This is a genomic window from Streptomyces sp. PsTaAH-137 (genome assembly GCF_003259365.1).
Classification (GTDB): Bacteria; Actinomycetota; Actinomycetes; order Streptomycetales; family Streptomycetaceae; genus Streptomyces.
Map to the genome: position 1 here is coordinate 130,338 of NZ_QLLY01000015.1, position 18,559 is coordinate 148,896.

At 71.8% G+C, this 18,559-nt stretch carries 17 protein-coding genes; 7 read left to right on the forward strand and 10 right to left on the reverse strand.

Going from position 1 to position 18,559, the window contains the following annotated elements:
* Window positions 1-3 precede the first annotated feature (3 nt).
* Window positions 4-1,965: a M13 family metallopeptidase gene (locus K377_RS29400; protein WP_111666590.1), complete on the forward strand. Its 1,962-nt coding sequence runs from the start codon at window positions 4-6 to the stop codon at window positions 1,963-1,965.
* A gap of 103 nt (window positions 1,966-2,068) precedes the next feature.
* Here K377_RS29400 and K377_RS29405 read toward each other — a convergent pair whose 3' ends face one another.
* From K377_RS29405 to rho, 6 genes are all read right to left on the reverse strand, one after another.
* Window positions 2,069-2,779: a dienelactone hydrolase family protein gene (locus K377_RS29405; RefSeq protein WP_111666591.1), complete on the reverse strand. Its 711-nt coding sequence runs from the start codon at window positions 2,777-2,779 to the stop codon at window positions 2,069-2,071.
* Window positions 2,780-2,896: 117 nt separating this feature from the next.
* Window positions 2,897-4,405 (reverse strand): MFS transporter, encoded by a 1,509-nt coding sequence (locus tag K377_RS29410; RefSeq protein ID WP_111666592.1) that lies wholly within the window; start codon window positions 4,403-4,405, stop codon window positions 2,897-2,899.
* A 218-nt stretch (window positions 4,406-4,623) separates the two neighbouring features.
* Window positions 4,624-5,832 (reverse strand): hypothetical protein, encoded by a 1,209-nt coding sequence (locus tag K377_RS29415; RefSeq protein ID WP_111666593.1) that lies wholly within the window; start codon window positions 5,830-5,832, stop codon window positions 4,624-4,626.
* A 314-nt stretch (window positions 5,833-6,146) separates the two neighbouring features.
* A complete protein-coding gene (locus K377_RS29420; RefSeq protein WP_111666594.1) occupies window positions 6,147-6,662 on the reverse strand; it encodes an inorganic diphosphatase in 516 nt (171 codons plus the stop codon).
* Between the two features lie 75 nt (window positions 6,663-6,737).
* A complete protein-coding gene (locus K377_RS29425) occupies window positions 6,738-7,238 on the reverse strand; it encodes a GNAT family N-acetyltransferase (protein ID WP_111666595.1) in 501 nt (166 codons plus the stop codon).
* A gap of 30 nt (window positions 7,239-7,268) precedes the next feature.
* Window positions 7,269-8,438, reverse strand: a complete 1,170-nt coding sequence (gene rho, locus K377_RS29430; protein ID WP_111666596.1) for a transcription termination factor Rho — start codon at window positions 8,436-8,438, stop codon at window positions 7,269-7,271.
* Window positions 8,439-8,809: 371 nt separating this feature from the next.
* Between rho and K377_RS29435 the strand changes: the two genes are divergently transcribed.
* Together K377_RS29435 and K377_RS29440 are read left to right on the forward strand one after the other, a co-directional pair.
* The gene (locus K377_RS29435; RefSeq protein WP_111666597.1) at window positions 8,810-9,529 is read left to right on the forward strand and encodes a class I SAM-dependent methyltransferase; all 720 of its coding nucleotides are present in this window, start codon (window positions 8,810-8,812) and stop codon (window positions 9,527-9,529) included.
* 230 nt (window positions 9,530-9,759) lie between these two features.
* Window positions 9,760-10,791: a C40 family peptidase gene (locus tag K377_RS29440; protein WP_111666700.1), complete on the forward strand. Its 1,032-nt coding sequence runs from the start codon at window positions 9,760-9,762 to the stop codon at window positions 10,789-10,791.
* 22 nt (window positions 10,792-10,813) lie between these two features.
* Here the strand turns inward: K377_RS29440 and K377_RS29445 are convergent, their stop codons facing one another.
* A complete protein-coding gene (locus K377_RS29445; RefSeq protein ID WP_111666598.1) occupies window positions 10,814-11,326 on the reverse strand; it encodes an NUDIX hydrolase in 513 nt (170 codons plus the stop codon).
* 75 nt (window positions 11,327-11,401) lie between these two features.
* On the opposite strand from K377_RS29445, the gene K377_RS29450 reads away from it, so the two are divergent.
* Complete coding sequence (locus K377_RS29450; protein WP_111666599.1) at window positions 11,402-12,166, forward strand: NAD(P)-binding domain-containing protein; 765 nt, start codon at window positions 11,402-11,404, stop codon at window positions 12,164-12,166.
* A gap of 6 nt (window positions 12,167-12,172) precedes the next feature.
* Here K377_RS29450 and K377_RS29455 read toward each other — a convergent pair whose 3' ends face one another.
* On the reverse strand, window positions 12,173-13,396 hold the full coding sequence (locus K377_RS29455) for an esterase family protein (RefSeq protein ID WP_111666600.1): 1,224 nt from the start codon (window positions 13,394-13,396) through the stop codon (window positions 12,173-12,175).
* A gap of 162 nt (window positions 13,397-13,558) precedes the next feature.
* Here K377_RS29455 and K377_RS29460 point away from each other — a divergent pair, with 162 nt between their 5' ends.
* Window positions 13,559-15,337, forward strand: coding sequence for a phosphatidylglycerol lysyltransferase domain-containing protein (locus tag K377_RS29460; RefSeq protein ID WP_111666601.1), 1,779 nt, complete (start codon window positions 13,559-13,561; stop codon window positions 15,335-15,337).
* Here the strand turns inward: K377_RS29460 and K377_RS29465 are convergent.
* Window positions 15,264-16,196, reverse strand: coding sequence for an oxidoreductase (locus K377_RS29465; RefSeq protein ID WP_111666602.1), 933 nt, complete (start codon window positions 16,194-16,196; stop codon window positions 15,264-15,266). The two genes, K377_RS29460 and K377_RS29465, sit on opposite strands and share 74 nt — an antisense overlap.
* A gap of 82 nt (window positions 16,197-16,278) precedes the next feature.
* Here K377_RS29465 and K377_RS29470 point away from each other — a divergent pair, with 82 nt between their 5' ends.
* Window positions 16,279-16,908, forward strand: coding sequence for a TetR family transcriptional regulator (locus K377_RS29470; RefSeq protein ID WP_111666603.1), 630 nt, complete (start codon window positions 16,279-16,281; stop codon window positions 16,906-16,908).
* Between the two features lie 85 nt (window positions 16,909-16,993).
* On the forward strand, window positions 16,994-17,788 hold the full coding sequence (locus K377_RS29475; protein ID WP_111666604.1) for a VOC family protein: 795 nt from the start codon (window positions 16,994-16,996) through the stop codon (window positions 17,786-17,788).
* A 3-nt stretch (window positions 17,789-17,791) separates the two neighbouring features.
* On the opposite strand, the gene def is transcribed toward K377_RS29475, so the two are convergent.
* Window positions 17,792-18,445, reverse strand: coding sequence for a peptide deformylase (gene def, locus K377_RS29480; RefSeq protein WP_111666605.1), 654 nt, complete (start codon window positions 18,443-18,445; stop codon window positions 17,792-17,794).
* Window positions 18,446-18,559 lie beyond the last annotated feature (114 nt).

The window sequence follows — 18,559 nt, forward strand, 5'->3', positions numbered from 1 at the left end:
CGGATGAGCACTCTGGATGACGCGCGCTCGGGCATGGACCCGGCGATCCGACCGCAGGACGACCTCTTCGGCCATGTCAACGGCCACTGGCTGGCGACCGAGCCGATCCCCGACGACCGCTCCAGCTGGGGCCCCTTCGTGCAGCTCGTGGACGTCGCCGAGCAGCAGGTGAGGGAGATCATCCAGGAGATCGCGGCGGGCGGCTCCACGAGCCTCGACGCGGACGAGGCGCGGAAGATCGCCGACCTGTACGCGTCGTTCATGGACGAGGACGCCGTCGAGGCCCGCGGTCTCGACCCGGTCCGTCCGCTGCTCGCCGAGGTCGCGGCCCTCACCGACGTGCGGCAGCTGGCCGGCTTCATCGGCCGCTTCGAGCGCAAGGGCGGCTCCGGCCTGTTCGGCGCGTACATCGACTCCGACGACCGCGACTCGGACCGCTACCTCTACAACATCCTCCAGGGCGGCCTCGGCCTGCCCGACGAGTCGTACTACCGCGACGAGAAGTTCGCCGAGACCCGCGAGAAGTACGAGGCGTACCTCACCGAGCTGTTCCGGCTCGGCGAGCACGCCGACCCGGCCGCCGCCGCGCGCACCGTCCTCGCCCTGGAGACCCGGCTCGCCGAGGGCCACTGGGAGCGGGCCGAGACGCGGGACGTGCAGAAGACGTACAACCTGACGACGTTCGACGAGCTGACCGCGCTCGCCCCGGCGTTCGACTGGCGTGCCTACGTCGACGCGCTCGGCGGCAGCGACGACACCCTGGCCCAGTCCTGCGTGCGCCAGCCGTCCTACCTCGCGCACCTGTCGACCGTCCTCACCGAGACGCCCGTCGAGCAGTGGCGCGACTGGCTGCTCGCGCGCGTGCTGCGCACCAGCGCCCCCTACCTGTCCTCGGCGTTCGTGAACAACAACTTCGAGTTCTACGGGCGCACCCTGAACGGCACCCCGGAGCTGCGCGCCCGCTGGAAGCGCGCCGTGCAGTTCGTCGAGGGCGCCATGGGCGAGGCCGTCGGCAAGGAGTACGTCGCCCGGCACTTCCCGCCGGCGTCCAAGGCCCTCATGGACGACCTGGTCGCCAACCTCCTGGAGGCCTACCGGCAGTCCATCGGCGCGCTCGACTGGATGACCGACGAGACCAAGGAGCGGGCCTACGAGAAGCTCGCCACCTTCCGGCCCAAGATCGGCTACCCGGACACCTTCCGCGACTACTCCGCGCTGGGCGTCGAGGGCGACCTGGTCGCCAATGCCTACGCGGCCGACGCCTTCGAGCACGACCGGCAGCTGGCGAAGATCGGCGCGCCGGTCGACCGCGACGAGTGGTTCATGCTGCCGCAGACGGTGAACGCGTACTACAACCCGGGCACCAACGAGATCTGCTTCCCGGCGGGCATCCTCCAGAAGCCGTTCTTCTCGCCGGACGCGGACCCCGCCGAGAACTACGGCGGCATCGGCGCCGTCATCGGCCACGAGATCGGCCACGGCTTCGACGACCAGGGCGCGCAGTACGACGGCCAGGGCAACCTCAACGACTGGTGGACCGCCGACGACAAGGCCGCGTTCGAGACCAAGTCCAAGGCGCTCATCAGCCAGTACGACGCCTTCGAGCCGCGCAACCTGCCCGGCGAGCGCGTCAACGGATCGCTCACCGTCGGCGAGAACATCGGCGACCTCGGCGGCCTGACCATCGGGCACACCGCCTACCTGATCTCGCTCGAAGGCGCGGACGTGCCGGTCGACGAGGAAGGGATCAGCGGCTCGCAGCGGCTGTTCCTCAACTGGGCCTACTGCTGGCGCACCAAGCGGCGCAAGGAGCAGGAGCAGCAGTACCTGACCATCGACCCGCACTCGCCGCCGGAGTTCCGCGCCAACATCGTGCGGAACCTCGACGAGTTCCATCAGGCGTTCGAGACCGAGGCCGGGGACGGGCTGTGGCTCGATCCGGCCGATCGCGTGCGGATCTGGTGATCTGAGGGTTGGTGCGGCGGGGTCGGGAGGCCGACGCCTCCCGGTCCCGCCGTCTCGGGGCTCCGCCCCGGACCCCGCTCCTCAAACGCCGGAGGGGCTTGAATTACTTGATCGTCGTGCGCAGGAAGTCCGTCGTTGCTGTCCAGGCCTTCGCCGACGACTCCGCGTCGTAGACCTCCGGGCGGCCGTCGTTGAAGAACGCGTGGTCCGCCGGGTACATCCGGAAGTCCGGCTCGATGCCCGACTGTTCGCGGATCGTGCGGGCCAGGCCGTCCAGAGTGGGGACCGGGACCGTCTCGTCGCGCTCCCCGTAGTGGCCGAGGATCTGTGCCTCAAGGCCCGAGAAGTCGGGGACCTCGCCCTGGATGACGCCGTAGAACGGGACCGCCGCGCTCACCCGCGGGTCCTTCGCGGCCAGGTACAGCACGAAGCCGCCGCCCATGCAGAAGCCGACGGTGCCGACGGTGTCCGAGGTGACCTCGGGCAGGGCGAGCAGATGGTCCACGGCGCCCGACAGGAGTTCGACGCCGCGCTCCACCGGCAGCTCCTGCATCATCCGGAACGCCTCCTGGGAGTCGTGCGCCACGTTCCCGCCGTACAGGTCGGGGGCGAGCGCCACGAAGCCCTCCGCCGCGAGCCGGTCGGTGACGTCCGCGATGTGGTCGGTCAGGCCCCACCACTCCTGGATCACGATGACACCGGGGCCGCTGCCCGTGGGCGGCAGGGCCAGATAGCCGTGGGCGGGGGTGCCGTTGCTGTCGAACGTCACGTTCTGGTGGGCGGGCTTGCCGGTGGAACGGGGGGATTCCGACATGAGGTGACTCCTGTGTGGTCCGGTGATCACTCCCACCCTGCCACCCGGCCGCCCGGGAACGCCAAGGGGCCGCCGTCTCCCTGAGGACGGCGGCCCCTGGCCGGACGGCGGACGGCGTCACATGTGGACGACCGGTGCCGCCGCCGCGTCCTGCCGCACAGCCCCACGCCGGTACAGCAGGAAGGTGATGACCGCGCCGGCGGCGAAGAAGCCCGCCGACCACCAGAACGCGGTCGTGTAGCTCTCGATCGTGGCCTGCGCCTGGGTCAGCTTGTCCGCCGGGTTGCGGCCCGCGAGGTAGCTGGTGGCGGCGCTCGCCGCGAGGGTGCTCAGCAGGGCGGTGCCGATCGAACCGCCCACCTGCTGCATGGTGTTGACCGTCGCGGAGGCGACGCCGGCGTCCTCGGCGCCGATCCCGCTGGTGGCCAGCGACATCGCGGGCGGCATCACGGCGCCCAGGCCCGCGCCGATCACGAGCAGCTGCGGCAGTACGTGGGTGGAGAACCCGGAGTCGAGACCGATCCCGGTCAGCCAGGCCATGCCGAGCGCGGCGACGGCGAACCCGCCGGGAATGATGATCTTCGGGCCGATCCGCGGCACCAGGACCGTGGTGGAGATCTGCGCCATGACCATCAGCGTGGCCATCATCGGCAGGAACGCGACACCGGTCTTGGTGGGGCTGAAGCCCAGGTTCAGCTGCAGGTAGTACGTGAGGAACAGGAACACGCCGAACATGCCCGCACCGGTGATGAGCACGGTGATGAACGAGGCGGCGCGGTCCCGGTCGAGCAGGACGCGCATCGGCAGCAGCGGGTGCGCGGCCCGGGTCTGCCACCAGGTGAACGCCGCGAGGAGAACGCCGCCGGCGAGCAGGAAGCCCCAGGTCAGCGGGGAACCCCAGTCGTGGGTCTCCGCGTTGCTGAACCCGTACACGACCGAGAACAGACCGGCCGAGACGAGCACGGTGCCGGGCAGGTCCAGCTTGGAGCCCGCCGCGTCGCGGTGGTTGCTCAACAGCATCCAGCCGCCCGCGAAGGCGACGACCGCGAAGACGAGGTTCACGTAGAGCGTCCAGCGCCAGTCGAGCGCGTCGGTCAGGACACCGCCGAGCAGCAGGCCGACCGCGCCGCCCGCACCGGCGATCGCGCCGTAGACGCTGAACGCCTTGGCGCGCTCCTTGGCGTCGGTGAACGTCGTGTTCAGCAGTGACAGGGCCGCGGGGGCGAGCAGCGCGCCGAAGACGCCCTGAAGGGCTCGCGCCGTCACCAGCATCCCGAAGCCGGTGGAGGCGCCGCCGAGGACCGAGGCGCCCGCGAAGCCCGCGATGCCGATGAGGAAGGCCGGCTTGCGGCCGAAGAGGTCGGCGATGCGGCCGCCGAGCAGCAGGAGCGAGGCGAAGGCCAGCGCGTACGCCGTGACGATCCACTGCCGGTTGCCGTCGCTGAAGCCCAGGTCCTGCTGGGCCGAGGGGAGCGCGATGTTCACGATGGTCGCGTCGAGCACGACCATCAGCTGGGCGATGCCGATGATGCCGAGGATCCACCAGCGCTTGCGGGACACGTCGTGGGTGTCCGGCGTGCGCCGGGCGGAGGCGTCGGTGGCCTCGACCGCGGAGGTCTGAGACATGAGAGCCACTCCAGGGAAGTGAGGGTCGCGGCCGGATAAGCACCGCGTAAGCTAAGTGAACGAAACGGTTTCGTTCCGGTCCTGGATGATCGTAAGCCTCTCGCTAGCGAAACGGCAACGTTTCGCTGGGTGGGTGACCGAGGTAACACCCCGGAGCGCGCCGATGCCCGGCACTCCGTGGGGGAGTGCCGGGCATCGGCGGGCGCGCTGCGACTGGGTCAGCTGCCGCTCTTCGCCTTCTGCAGGGCGGAGATGCAGGTCGAGATCGCCTGCTGGAGCTCCTCCAGGCGCTGCAGCATGTCGTCCTCGACGATGTCGTCCATCTCCTCACCGTCGACGTCGTCGAAGGTCAGCTCCTCGAACGCCTTCGTCGCCTTCTGCAGGCTGCTGTAGAACTTCGCGCGCCGCTCCTGGACCCGCAGCTCGGGATCCTTCTCGACGGTCTCGGCGACCAGCGTGCGCACGCTGTCGTAGGCCTCCTGGGCCCACTCGCCCGTCTCCTCGTCCTCGTCCAGCTCGTCGATCAGGGAGAGGTGGCGCTCGGCCTCCTCGCGCAGCGAGCGCGGAGCCTCGATCTTCTGCCCCGCGGGCGTCTTGACCTGCCCCTCCTCGACGATCTTCCGTACGTAGTCGAGCTGGCCGCCGGTCTTGCTCTCCTCTGCGACCGCCTTCTTCAGGTCGTCGGTGCGCACGATGTCGCGGGCCATGCCCGTGCGCAGCACCGGGTCCTCGCCGAGCCGGTCCATCAGCGCCTTGCGGGCGGCCTCCGCCGTACCCGGGTCGGCGAGGATCGCGGCGCGCAGCGCGGTCGGGTTCTCCGCGACCTCCAGCGCCTTCGTCGGCCGGATGCCCTCCGCCTCGGCGGCCTCGGTGATCGCCTGGCCGCGCACGGAGGTGCCGCTGGAGCGCGACACGTAGTACGACAGCCAGACGTCGGCCTCGGGCAGCTCGATCTCGGCGCCCGGCGCGAGCGACTCGAACTGCGGCACGATGCCGTCGTCCGCCGCGCGGTCCCACGCCTTGTAGAAGCGCATGACCCGGTCGGCCGAGCAGCCGGCGAGCTCGGCGAACCGGCGCGCCGAGACCTTGGACGTCTCACCGGCCGGCTGCCCGCCGGGACGCACGCTGCGCGCCACCTTCAGCGCGAACGCCCAGCCGCCCGTGCGCGCGTACACGCCGAACTCGTGCGCGTCGCGGGTGATCGCCTCCGGTACCTCGGCGGAGTCGTTCTCGGCCTCTTCCTCCAGTTCTTCCGACTGCTCCGGCGCGGCGGCGGTGTCCGCCGGGGGCTGCCAGAAGTTGCCCGCCTCCTCGTCCGTCGTGCTCCCCTGTGCGTCGACCGCGGGCGCGGACTCGGCGGCCTGCGGCGGTACGGCGTCGTCGCCGGTCGGGGCCGCTGTTTCGGACGCGTCGATGGCTACGGTCACGTAGATGCTCCTGGGTGATCGGGCGCGGGTGGTTGACGGACCACTTTATCGCTCCGATTGGGCTGATTTGCGCGTCAGTTGTCGCGTCGCGCGTCCCGTCCCCCGGGACCGCCGCCGACCCCGTGCCGGGCCCGTCGCTCGAGGCTCCCCCGCCCACGACCGACGGGCCCGGGCCTCTACCGTGTGCCGCGGCGGGAGAGCGGGCGCACGGGAGGCTCTGCGCAGCAGCATCTCAGGACGGGCGCCTGGTGAAGATGGGCCGACCGACCCTGTCGCGGGGCCGAACGGCCCGGATTCCGTGGAGGCGCCCGGTGTCAGCCGGCGCCCTGCCCGCGCAGAGCCGCGCGAGCCCGGGCGATCTCCTCGTACGCCTTGTCGCGGCCCTCCCAGTGCGAGCCGTCCACCGACTTCCCGGGTTCCAGGTCCTTGTAGACCTCGAAGAAGTGGGTGATCTCCAGGCGGTCGAACTCCGGGATGTCCTCGATGTCCTGGATTGAGGTGTGGCGCGGGTCGTGGGCGGGGACGCAGAGGATCTTCTCGTCGGGGCCCTTCTCGTCGCTCATCACGAACATGCCGATCGCCCGGCACTCGACGGCGCAGCCGGGGAACGTGGCCTCGTCGGTCAGCACCAGGGCGTCCAGCGGGTCACCGTCACCGCCGAGCGTGCCCTCGACGTAGCCGTAGTCCGCGGGGTACTGGGTCGAGGTGAACAGCATCCGGTCCAGGCGGATGCGGCCCAGCTCGTGGTCCATCTCGTACTTGTTGCGGGAGCCCTGCGGGATCTCCACGATCACGTCGAACGCCCCGGCGTGTGCCTCACTGCCGCCCAAGGTGGCCTCCTTGCCCCATGGTCGCCCGTTTCGGTGCCCCCGAGTGTGCGCCGAAGGCGACGGGGGCGGAACCCCTCAGGCGCCGGAGTGAAGGGCGAACTCGAGTTCCGGCCGGTCCCAGGCGACGGCCGGGGGGCAGGCCGGAGCGGTGCCGGTGCGGTGGGCCCCCACGCTGCGGTAGAAGCCCTCGGCGGGCGGATGCGACACCACCCGGACGCGGTCGAGCCCGGCGGCGCGGGCCTCGTCCCGCATGTGGGCGACCAGCAGCCGCCCGATGCCGCGGCCCTGCGCCGCGTCGGCGACGAACATCAGGTCCAGCTCGGCCGGGTCGATCAGCAGCGCGTAGAAGCCGAGGATCCGCTCGCCGGCGTCCTCCGCCTCGTCGACCGCGACGAAGACCCGGTGGGTGTCGATGTAGGCGGGGCCCACGCGGTAGCCCTCGACCATCGCCGCGTACCGGCCCTCGTAGGCCCGGGAGCCGCGCACGAGACGGGTGAGCCGCTTGGCGTCCCGCGCGGTGGCCCGGCGGACCGTCACGGACGGCCCTCGTCCCGGGCGCGTAATGCTCGCAGTCATGACACGAGTATTACGTACCGGAGGGGCCGGTCATGCCGTGGGGACCGTCCCGTGGACCTGGCGCAGGAACGCGGCGTTGTCGGGGGTCTTGCGGAGCTTGTCGAGGAGGGCCTCGTAGCCGGAGCGTCCGTCGCGCCCCTGAAGGGCCCGGCGCAGTCCGCTCACGGCCGCCAGCTCGGCGGCGGGCAGCAGCAGTTCCTCCCTGCGGGTGCCGGACGGGGTGATGTCGACGGCCGGGAAGACGCGGGCGTCGGCGAGGGTGCGGTCCAGGCGCAGCTCCATGTTGCCGGTGCTCTTGAGCTCTTCGAAGTAGTAGTCGTCGGCGCGGGAACCGGTGTCCACCAGCGCCGTGGCGAGGATGGTCAGGGAACCCGCCTCCTCGGTGTTGCGGGCCGCTCCGAACAGCCGCTTGGGGCCGAGCAGCGCGGCCGCGTCGACGCCGCCCGACAGGGTGCGGCCGCCCTTGGACGACACCGCGGCGGCGTTGTTGTGGGCGCGGCACAGGCGGGTCAGCGAGTCGAGCAGGATGATCACGTCGACGCCGCGCTCGACGAGGCGCTTGGCGCGCTCCACGGCGAGTTCGGCGAGCGCGATGTGGGTCTTGGCGGGCCGGTCGAAGGTCGAGGCGAGGACCTCGCCGCGCACCGAGCGCCGCATGTCGGTGACCTCCTCGGGGCGCTCGTCGAGGAGCACCACCATCAGGTGGGCCTCGGGGTGGCGGTCGGCGATCGCGGCGGCGAGCTGCTGGAGCAGGACGGTCTTGCCGGTCTTGGGCGGCGCGACGATCAGGCCGCGCTGTCCCTTGCCGACGGGCGCGACCAGGTCGACGACACGGCCGGCGAGGCCGCCCGCGGGGCTGTCGAGGCGCAGCCTGCGGGCCGGGTGGAGCGGGGTGAGATCGGCGAACCGGGGACGGTTGCGCGCCGTCTCGGCGGGGAGCCCCTCGATGGTCTCGACCCGGGCGAGCGTGCGCGGCCTGCCGCACACCCCGGTGACGAAGTCACCGGCGCGCAGGCCGCGTTGGCGGATGAGCTGGGCCGGGACCTGGACGTCGTCCGACGTGGGGATCAGGCCGGGGGAGCGCAGAAATCCGGCCCCGTTCCCGGTGATGTCGAGGACACCGGCCGCGCCGACCGCGGCTTCGGTGGAAGTGGTGGGGGCGCCGGACTGCTCCGGCGCGCGGAGTGTGGTGGTGGTCATGGTCGATCAGGGTCCTTTCGCGGACTGCGGTCACGCGGACAAAGAGAGAGGGGGTGGGATTCCGGCGATACGGGCGACGGGCGGACAGGTCACGCCCGGCCGGCCGGGAGAAATTCCTGGAACAGGGGCGGGACGGAACCCGTCGGAACCTGTTGACCAGGGGTGATGCGCGCCAAGAGCGGTGGCGTCACATGTCGAGCACGATGACGTCGAGCGCTCGGGCGCCGATAAGAGAGATTCGGTACGGATGCCTCGCTGGCCCGATGGGCAGAAGAGGAGGCGTACACATGTACCACTCGCAAGGTACCACGCCACCCCCGGTGCGCGGCAAGCCCGGATTTCCGGGGGCCGCCGACCTATGCTGAGCGGCCATGTTCACCCCTCAGGGCCCGACCCTTCGCGAACTGGCCGTTCAGGCGCTGTCGTCGGTCGAGCGCGGCTACGACCTGCTCGCGCCGAAGTTCGACCACACGCCGTTCCGGACCCCGGACGCCATCCTCGACCCGGTCGCGCGGGCCCTGCGCGGCATGGGTCCCCACCGCACCGGGCTCGACCTCTGCTGCGGCACGGGAGCGGGCCTCGGAGTGCTGCGGGAGGCCGGCGTCGAGCGGGCCGTCGGGGTCGACTTCAGCGCCGGAATGCTGGACGTCGCACGACGGGGAGAGCCCACGGCGTCGTACGTGCGTGGGGACGCGCTCGCCCTGCCGTTCGGGCCCGTTTTCGACCTGTTGGTCAGCTTCGGGGCGTTCGGGCACTTTCTGCCGCGCCAGCAGGCGGAGTTGTTCGCCCAGGTGAGTCAGGTGCTGCGCCCCGGCGGGCAGTTCGTGTTCCCGATGCCCGCACCCGCGCGGCCGGGCTCGCGCGGCTACTGGGCCATGCTCGGCTTCGACGCGGTGATGCGGGTGCGCAACGCGGTGTGGCGGCCGCCGTTCGTCATGTACTACCGGGTGTTCCGGTTCGGCGATGTGTGCCGGGAGTTGGACCGCGCCGGCTTCGATCTGGAGCTGCGGGCCCTGCCCGAGCTGGGGGAGCGGCCGGACGGCAGCCCGCGGTGCGGACTCGTCGTCGCCACGCGCCGGGCCCAGGGGTGACGTTCACGCGACGTAGTGTCAAAAGCTCGTCACTGCACGTGAATTGTGTGCAAAGAATGCAGGGTATGACCGAGTTTTTTCACAACAGACTTTGAAATGGTCACGGGAAGGTCACTAGTGTCAGGGCTTCGACCTTCCACTCGGGCGATCACGCACATCAGGTGCGTGACGGTGGAGGGGCACCGTCCATGGGGTTTTTCCCGGGCGGCCGGAAGAAGGAGCTCGCCTTCGTGGCGTCCCACCGTCGACCCAAGCAGCCGAGCCGCACCCGTGTGACCGTGCTCACCGCGACCGCCGCCGCTGCCGTCGCCCTGACCTCCCAGGCCGCCAACGCGGCCCCGAAGCCCACGAAGAGCGAGGTCAAGGCCAAGGTCGACAAGCTCTACGAAGAGGCCGAGCGGGCCACCAACCAGTACGACGGGGCCAAGGAGAACCAGGAGAAGCTGCAGAAGCAGATCGACCGGCTCCAGGACAAGGTCGCCCGCGAGCAGAGCGAGCTGAACGAACTGCGCACCGGTCTCGGCGCGATGGCCAGTGAGCAGTACCGCTCCGGCGGCATCGACGCCTCGGTCCAGCTCTTCCTCTCCGCCGACCCGGACGACTACCTCGACAAGGCGTCCACCCTCGACTCGCTCTCCGAGCAGCAGCTGGAGTCACTGAAGAAGGTCCAGGCGAAGCAGCGCACGCTCGCCCAGGAGCGCGCCGAGGCCGCCGAGAAACTCAAGGACCTCGCCGACACCCGCACCGAACTCGGCAAGAAGAAGCGGGAGATCCAGGGCAAGCTGAGCGAGGCGCAGAAGCTGCTCAACTCCCTGACCGCCGCCGAGCGCCAGGAGATGGCCGACGCCGAGACCCGCGCCAGCCGCTCCTCCGCGAGCCGCGTCGACCTCGGCAACGAGGTGGCTGCCTCCAAGTTCGGCGCCGCCGCCCTGAACGCCGCGGCCAGCCAACTCGGCAAGCCCTACCTCCGCGGCGGCACAGGACCCAACTCCTACGACTGCTCGGGCCTGACCCAGTGGGCGTACGCGCAGGCCGGCGTCCAGATCTCCCGCGTCACCTACACCCAGGTCAACGAGGGACCCCACATCGGCATGAGCCAGCTCAAGCCCGGTGACCTCGTCTTCTTCAACAACACCGAGCACGTCGGCATCTACGCGGGCAACGGCCAGGTGATCCATGCCCCCTACCCGGGAACCGTCGTCCGCTACGAGTCGATGAGCACGATCGGCAGCTTCCAGTTCGGCGTCCGCGTCGCGGGCTGACGGGGGCGTCCCCCGCCCCGGATCAGCACCCCTCCGGTCCGGCCACCTCGACGACGTGGCCGAGATGCAACGGCGTTCGGTCCGGAGGGGTGGGGGCGAACAGGTCCGGCAGGAGTTCGGCCATGCGATGCGGACGCACGGACTCCTTCGTGACGGCGAGTTCCGGCACGGACCACCAGTGATGACCGTAACGGGCCTCGGCCGGATCGATCTCCATCCGGGCCCGCTCGTCGGCCGTGACACGCACGACGCGGTACTCCTCGTGCTGGTCGAACCCGCGCCCGTCCACATGGAAGACGGTGTGCCGCGTCCAGACGAGGGGGCCGAGCCGGGTGTCGGGCAGCGACAGCCCCGTCTCCTCACGGATCTCGCGCACGGCCGCCGCCGGATGGCTCTCGCCCTCCTCCACGCCCCCGCCCACGGTGAACCACCAACGGGCCCCCGTCCGCCGCGGATCGCGTCCGCACAGCAACAGCAGGCGGTCGCGGTCGTCGAGCAGGAGGACGCGGGAGGTGAGGCGCCGGGTCAGGGTCATGACCACCGAGCGTAGGCGGAGCGGTTGCGGGGCAGGACAGGGCGGGTGGAGCGGAGTCGGACGACGGGAGACGCGGTGCGCAGGATCGGTGTCATCGGGGTGGGCGAGCTGGGGCGGGCCCTCGTGGAGGGGGTGTGCGGTGGGAGGGGCGCGGCGCCGGAGGTGTTCCTGTCGCCGAGGAGCGCCCGTACCGTCGCCGAACTCGCCGAGCGGTACCCGTCCGTGCGCGTCTGCGCCGACAACCAGGAGGTCGTGGACCGCGCCGACCTCGTGATCGTCGCCGTGCGCCGGGCCGACCAGGACGCGGCCCTCGCCGGGCTGCGCGTGGCCGACGACAAGGTCGTGGTCAACGCCATGGCGGGCGTCCGCACCGACGCGCTGCGCCGGCTCCTCGGCACCGGCGCTCCGGTGATCAGGGTGATCCCGTTGCCGACCGTTCGCGAACGCCGGTCCGTGACCGTGACGTACCCCTCGCATCCTGAGGTGGACGCCCTCTTCGAGCATCTCGGCGGTGCTCTTCCCGTCGCGGACGAGGCCGCCTTCGACGTCTTCTCCGCGCTGACGGGGACGCTCACCACCCACCTCGCCTACCTCACCACGCTCACTGCCTGGGCGGCGGAGCACGACGTCCCCGCCGGCGACGCCGAGCGTTATGTGCGCGGACTGTTCCAGGGCCTCGGCCGCGCCCTGGGCGACGACAGCCGGGACCTGCGCAGGCTCGCCGCCGACCACGAGACCCCGAAGGGCAACAACGAACGCATCCGCACCACGTGGTTCGACGACGACAACGCCGACGCCCTGAAGAAGGCACTCGACGGGCTGCTCGCCGATCTCGGCTAGTCGGCGTCACCGCACCCGGGTCGGTGCCGCGGCCTGCGCCGTCCTGCGTGGTGGGCGCGGTGCCGGCGCCGTGTCCTGCGGGAACGTCAGCTGTTGTCCCATCCACTGCAACGCGGGCCCGATCTCCCGCACCCAGGTCGTGAAGTGATGGCTGCCGCGCGGCAGGATGATCCGGGCCGACGTCATCGGCGCCCGGACCGCCTTGAGGAACTGCAGCGTGGGCCCGTAGTCCCGCTCGCCCTGCCGGCTGCTGGCCACCAGGACCGACACGCGCGGCACCGGCAGATGGCGCAGCCGCCAGATCAGATCGTGCCCTTCCCTGCGGCGCGCGGCGAGCGGTCCCGAACCGAACAGGCTGCCCGTCGTCAGATCGTCGCCGACCTTGTAGTCGCCGGACAGCGTGGCGGCCGACGTGTAGACCTTCGGGTTCCGCAGCGCGAGCTGCAGGGCACAGCTTCCGCCCGACGAATAGCCGAGCGCACCCCAGGCGCTCGGGTCGTGCCCCACCCGGTACGCCGCCTTGACCGCCTCGGGCAGGTCCTCGGTGAAGAACGTCTCCGCCTGCGGGCCGCCCGGCACGTCCACGCACTCGGTGTCCCGGGGCGGCGCGATCGTCGGCCGCACCATCACGATCACCGTCGGCTGGAGCCGGTTGGCGCGCTCCAACTGCCCGGCGGTCTGCGGCACATGGAGGAACGAGGCCAGGTTCATGATGCCGCCCGGATAGCCGCTGATCGCCACGATCACCGGGAAGCGCTGCCGGTGGAACTGGCGCTGGAAGTACTGCGGCGGCAGATACACGAACGCCGGATCGATCGCGCGGGTGCGCCGCCCGATGATGCGCACCGACTCCACCCGCCCCACCTTCGCGGGCGGCCCCACGGGCAGCCCCTTCACGCGGTCCAGGCCCTGCGGACCGGCGGGCTGCACCAGCGCGGTGTGCCCGGCGTAGACGCCGCTTCCGGTGCCGAGTTCGGCGATGTGCGCGGGCGCCGTCGACACATGGCCGAGCAGTTCGTCCCAGGTGCCGTAGAACTCGAACTCGCCGTTCACCGCCACCGCGCACGCCACGAGCACGGCGCACTGCGTCACCACGATCGCCCCCAGCCTGCCGAGCACGGGCAGCGGTCCCCGGCTCGCGAGCCGGGGCCACAGCCACACCGTCAGACCCACGCAGCCCAGTGCCATCAGCACCGCCGCGTACAGCAACGCCCGACTCGTCAGCCCCATCCGCACTACTCCTCTCGCCCGGGGCGGCGCCCCGCCGAACCCGCAGCCTCCTCCGGTGAAGAGACCACGCGCGGCAGGCCGGTTGGCCACGGCGCGGCTTCTTACCCTCCTCCTCACCGGCTCTTACTCCACCGGTGTGCGGCGTCCCTACGCTCGGCGGCTGTGAAACCTCGCCCTGCCGCCGTGGCCGGTCACACGTGCCTGTTCATCGGGCTCCTCGACATCGCGACGGCCGTCTTCCCGCACGTCCGCGTCACCCGCATCGAGCGCATCGCGCCCTATGTCCCCGGGCTCGCCGACGACATCGCCCGTGCCGCCGCGCTCGCCTCGGGCCTCCTCCTCGTCCTGCTCGCCCGCGGCCTGCGCCGCCGCAAACGGCGCGCCTGGGAGGCCGCCGTCACCCTGCTCGCGGCGAGCGCCGTCGTCCAGGGACTGCGCCACCACGCGTTCGTCGCCGCCGCCGTCTCCGCGCTGCTGTGCGCCGGACTCGTCGTGTTCCGGGGCGAGTTCCACGCCCGCAGCGACCCGCGCGGCCGCATCCGCGCCCTCAGCAACCTGCTCGTCCTCGGCACCCTCAGCTTCGGCATCGGCCTGCTGATCGTCGGGGTGCGCGCGGGCGACGAGGCCGGCGGCAGCATCTCGTTCGGCGACCGGGTCCAGCAGGTGGCGTACGGGCTCGTCGGAGCCGGTGGGCCGCTGACGTACGCGTCCGAGGGCGTCGGCGACGCCGTGCACCTGTCGCTGCTCGCACTCGGTCTGGTCACCGGCGCCACCACGACGTACCTCGTGCTGCGTCCGGTGCGGCTCGTGCCCGCGGACGGCTCGGCCCGGCTGCGCGCCCTCCTCGACCGTGAGGGCCGGCGCGACTCGCTCGGCTACTTCGCGCTGCGCGGCGACAAGTCCGTCCTGTTCTCACCGACGGGCAAGGCCGCCATCGGCTACCGGGTCGTGTCCGGCGTCGCCCTCGCCGGCGGCGACCCGATCGGCGACCCCGAGGCGTGGCCCGGCGCCATCAAGGAGTTCCTCGGCCACTGCGAGCGGCACGCCTGGACGCCCGCGGTCATGGGGTGCAGCGAACTCGGCGGCCAGGTGTGGATCCGCGAAGGGGGCCTCAGGGCGCTGGAACTGGGCGACGAGGCCATCGTCGACTGCTCCGCGTTCAGCCTCTCCGGACGCGCCATGCGCAACGTACGCCAGATGGTGCACCGCATCGAACGCGCCGGATACTCCTGCCGCACCCGCCGTGTCCGCGACCTCGACGACGCCGAGAAACAGCAGTTGCGCGAGGCCGCCGCGGCCTGGCGGGGGAGCGCCACCGAGCGCGGGTTCTCCATGGCGCTCGGCCGCTTCGGCGACCCGGCCGACGGGGACTGCGTCGTCGTCACCGCCCACCAGAAGGACGCGGCCGGACACGAACAGGTCCGCGCCCTGCTGCACTTCGTGCCCTGGGGCGACGACGGACTCTCCCTCGACCTGATGCGCCGCGACCGCACCGCCGAACCCGGCCTGAACGAACTCCTCATCGTCGCCGCCCTGCGCGACGCGCCCGCCCTCGGCATCAGCCGCGTCTCCCTCAACTTCGCGGTCTTCCGCGCCGCGCTGGCCCGCGGGGAACGGCTCGGCGCGGGACCGGTGCTGAGAGTGTGGCGGTCGCTGCTCGTCTTCGTCTCCCGCTGGTTCCAGATCGAGTCGCTGTACCGGTTCAACGCCAAGTTCCGGCCCGAGTGGCAGCCCCGGTTCGTCGTCTACCCCACCGCCCGGGACCTGCCGCGCATCGGTTGGGCCTGCCTCCAGGCCGAGGCGTTCGTGGTGCTGCCCCGGCCCGCGGAGCGCCTGCGCCAGTGGACGCGGGCCCGGCGCCGGCCGTTCACCCGGCCACCGGGAGCGGGAACCGCACACCGGTCAGCCGCTCTGACACCTCCCACAGGCGGCGGCCGGTAGCGGCGTCCGTGGCGCGCGGCGCGGCTTCGACCCGGGCCGGCGCCCCGCGCAGCTCACCCTTGCCGCCCGGCGCGATGAACTCGCCGCCCCGGACGCCCGGTTCGGTCGCCGCGTAGAGCACGGGCAGCGCGCCGTCGGCCGGTTTCCGGGCGAGTGGCGCGAGCACCCGCCCGTAGAGCAGCCGGGCCGTCGCGACCGGAGTTCCCTTCTGCAGATTCGACGCCACGAACCCGGGATGCGCGAGCACGCTGCGCACGGGACTGTCGGTCAGCGCGAGGAGCCGGTGCAGATGCAGTCCGAAGACGGCGTTCGCGAGTTTCGACTGGTTGTAGTGCCCCATGGGGGAGTACGCGCGCTCCCCGTCCAGATCGTGGAAGTCGATCCGGCCCTGCCGGTGGTTGGGCGAACTCACCGTCACCACCCGGGGGTTGTCGCCCTGGTCGAGCAGCCCGAGCAGGAGCCCGGTGAGCGCGAAGTGCCCCAGATGGTTCGTCGCGAACTGCACCTCGTGGCCCTGCCCGTTGAGCGTGCGCGGCGGTGCCATCACCCCGGCGTTGTTGACGAGGAGGTCCAGCCGCTGCCGCCCGGCCCGCATCCCGTCGGCGAACGCGCGGACGGAGTCGAGGTCGGCCAGGTCCAGGTGGTGCACGTCGAGCCGGGCGCCCGGGAACTCGGCGGTGATCCCGGCGGCGGCACGGCGGCCCCGGTCGACGTCGCGCACCGCGAGCACCACCCGCGCGCCGTGCCGCGCGAGCGCCCGTGCGGTCGCGAGCCCCACCCCGCTGTTCGCCCCCGTGACGACGGCCGTGCGGCCGCTCTGGTCGGGGATCCGGTCGTCTGTCCATCGCTCCCGTGTCATGTGGCACAGATTGACGTTGATGGCACTTGGTGTCAAGAAGTGCTTCCGGTGCCATCGAAGGCACGGCAGGTACGATGCGGGGGTGAGCACCCGAGCTGAGTCGACCCTGGCCGAGCGCAAGCGGCAGCTCGTCGCCGACGAACTGACCGAGGCAGCGCTGCAGTTGCTCGCCATCAGAGGCTTCGACGCTGTCACCGTCGACGAGATCGTGGCGTCCGCCGGGGTCTCGAAGCGGACGTTCTTCCGGTACTTCAGGTCCAAGGAGGACGTCGTCGTCCAGTTCCTGGCGGGGATGGGCGACGACATGCGGACCGCGCTCGCGGCCCGGCCGGCCGACGAAACGCCGGCCGAGGCGCTGTTGCAGACCGTCCGCGTGCCCGTCACCACCTGTGCCGCGGACTCGGAGCGGGCGCTGCGCGTGGTCCGGCTGATCCTGCGCACCCCGGCGCTGCTCGCCAGGTTCCTGGAGCGCCAGGACCGCTGGCGCGACGACCTCGCGGCGGAGCTGGCCCGCAGGACCGGCCGCGACCCCGCCACCGACCTCTACCCGGCGCTGGCCGCGGGCGCCGCCCTCACCGCGTTCCACGTCGTCCTCCAGCGCTGGAGCGCGGGCGACGCGGCGCGGGACCCGGTGGCCCTCCTCGACGAGGCGTTCGCCGTGGTGGCGCCCGCCCTCGATCCCGCGCCCCCGCGGGCGCCGGCACACCGATAGCGGACCCGGGCCCGCGCGCCTAGCGTGGGTACCGAAGCCGCCGGGCCCATCGCCGCCCGGCACCCCCACGGAAGGGTGTCGCGTCATGTCCGTACGTCCCGAGGGCACGCCCATCTGGGCCGACGCCATGTATCCGGACCTGGAGGCGGCGAAGGCCTTCTACAGCGAGCTGTTCGGCTGGACCTACGATCCGGGGGCCGCGGAGTTCGGCAACTACACGCAGGCCAAGAACGCCGACGGCAAGCACGTCGCCGCCCTCGTGCCGCAGATGCCCGGCGCGGAGGGCGTCCCGCCGTCCTGGAACCTCTACCTCGCCGCCCCCGACGTCGCTGCCACCGCAGGGAAGGTCACCGGCGCGGGCGGCACCCTCATGATGGAGCCGATGCCGGTCGCCGACTTCGGCACCATGGTCACCGTCCAGGACCCGGCGGGCGTCATGTTCAGCCTCTGGCAGCCCGGCACGCACGAGGGCTTCGAGGCGGTCAACGGACCCGGCGCGTTCTGCTGGGCCGAGGTCAACACCCGCGACGCCGCCAAGACCGACGCGTTCTTCACCTCCGTCTTCCCCTACGACGCCAAGAAGGTCGCCGACGAGGAGGTCGACTTCCACGTCTGGATGCTCGACGACGCGCCCGCCCTCGGCCGGATGCAGATGGGCGACAACTTCCCCGAGCACGTGCCGTCGTACGTCAACGTGTACTTCGTCGTCGAGGACTGCGACGACGCCGTGGCCACCGTCCAGCGACTCGGCGGCAAGCTGCACTTCGGGCCGATGGACAGCCCGTTCGGCCGGATGGCCTCGGTCGCCGACCCGCAGGGCTGCGCGTTCTCCGTCATCGACGTCACGAAGACCCAGGGCGAGATGCCGCCCATGGAGTGACGGTCAGCCGGACTCCGGCAGCGGGAACCCCAGCTCGGCCGCGGCTTGCCGGGGCGTCGGCTGCGCCCAGCGCTCCACCGCCTCCTGGGTCTGCGTGGACGACAGGGAGCGCAGTTCGGCCCGGTCCAGGTACAGCGTGCCGTTCAGGTGGTCGGTCTCGTGCTGCACGATCCGCGCGGGCCAGCCGCCGACCTCCTCGTCGACGGCGCGCCCGTGCTCGTCCAGGGCGCGCAGCCGCACCCGCTCGTGCCGGGCGACCACCGCCTGGTAGCCCGGCACGCTGAGGCACCCCTCGTAGAACGCCACCCGGCGCCCGCCCGCGTCCTCGTACGACGGATTGACCAGCACCCGGAACGGCAGGGGCACCCGGCCCCGGGCCGCCCGCACCTCCTCGGTCACCGTCGCGGCGTCCTCCAGCACCGCGAGCCGCAGCGCCACCCCGATCTGCGGCGCGGCGAGCCCGACGCCCGGCGCCGCGTGCATGGTGCGGCGCATCACCTCGACCAGCCGGGCGAGGAGGACGTCGGAGAGCTGCCCGTCGACGGGCTCGGCGGGGCGGCGCAGCACCGGGTCGCCGGCGGCGACGATCGGCAGGGTGCCCTCGTCGGCGGTGGCGAGCAGCGCCTCGACCTGGTCATGGAGTGGCATCGTCGGCATCGCGCCAGCATGCCAAGCGCGATCACCGCCCGGCAACGCCGGACCGTGCGACCGGCATGACGGCGCGATGAACACATTGCAGGCTCGTGAACACCCTGCGCGCACGGGAATGAA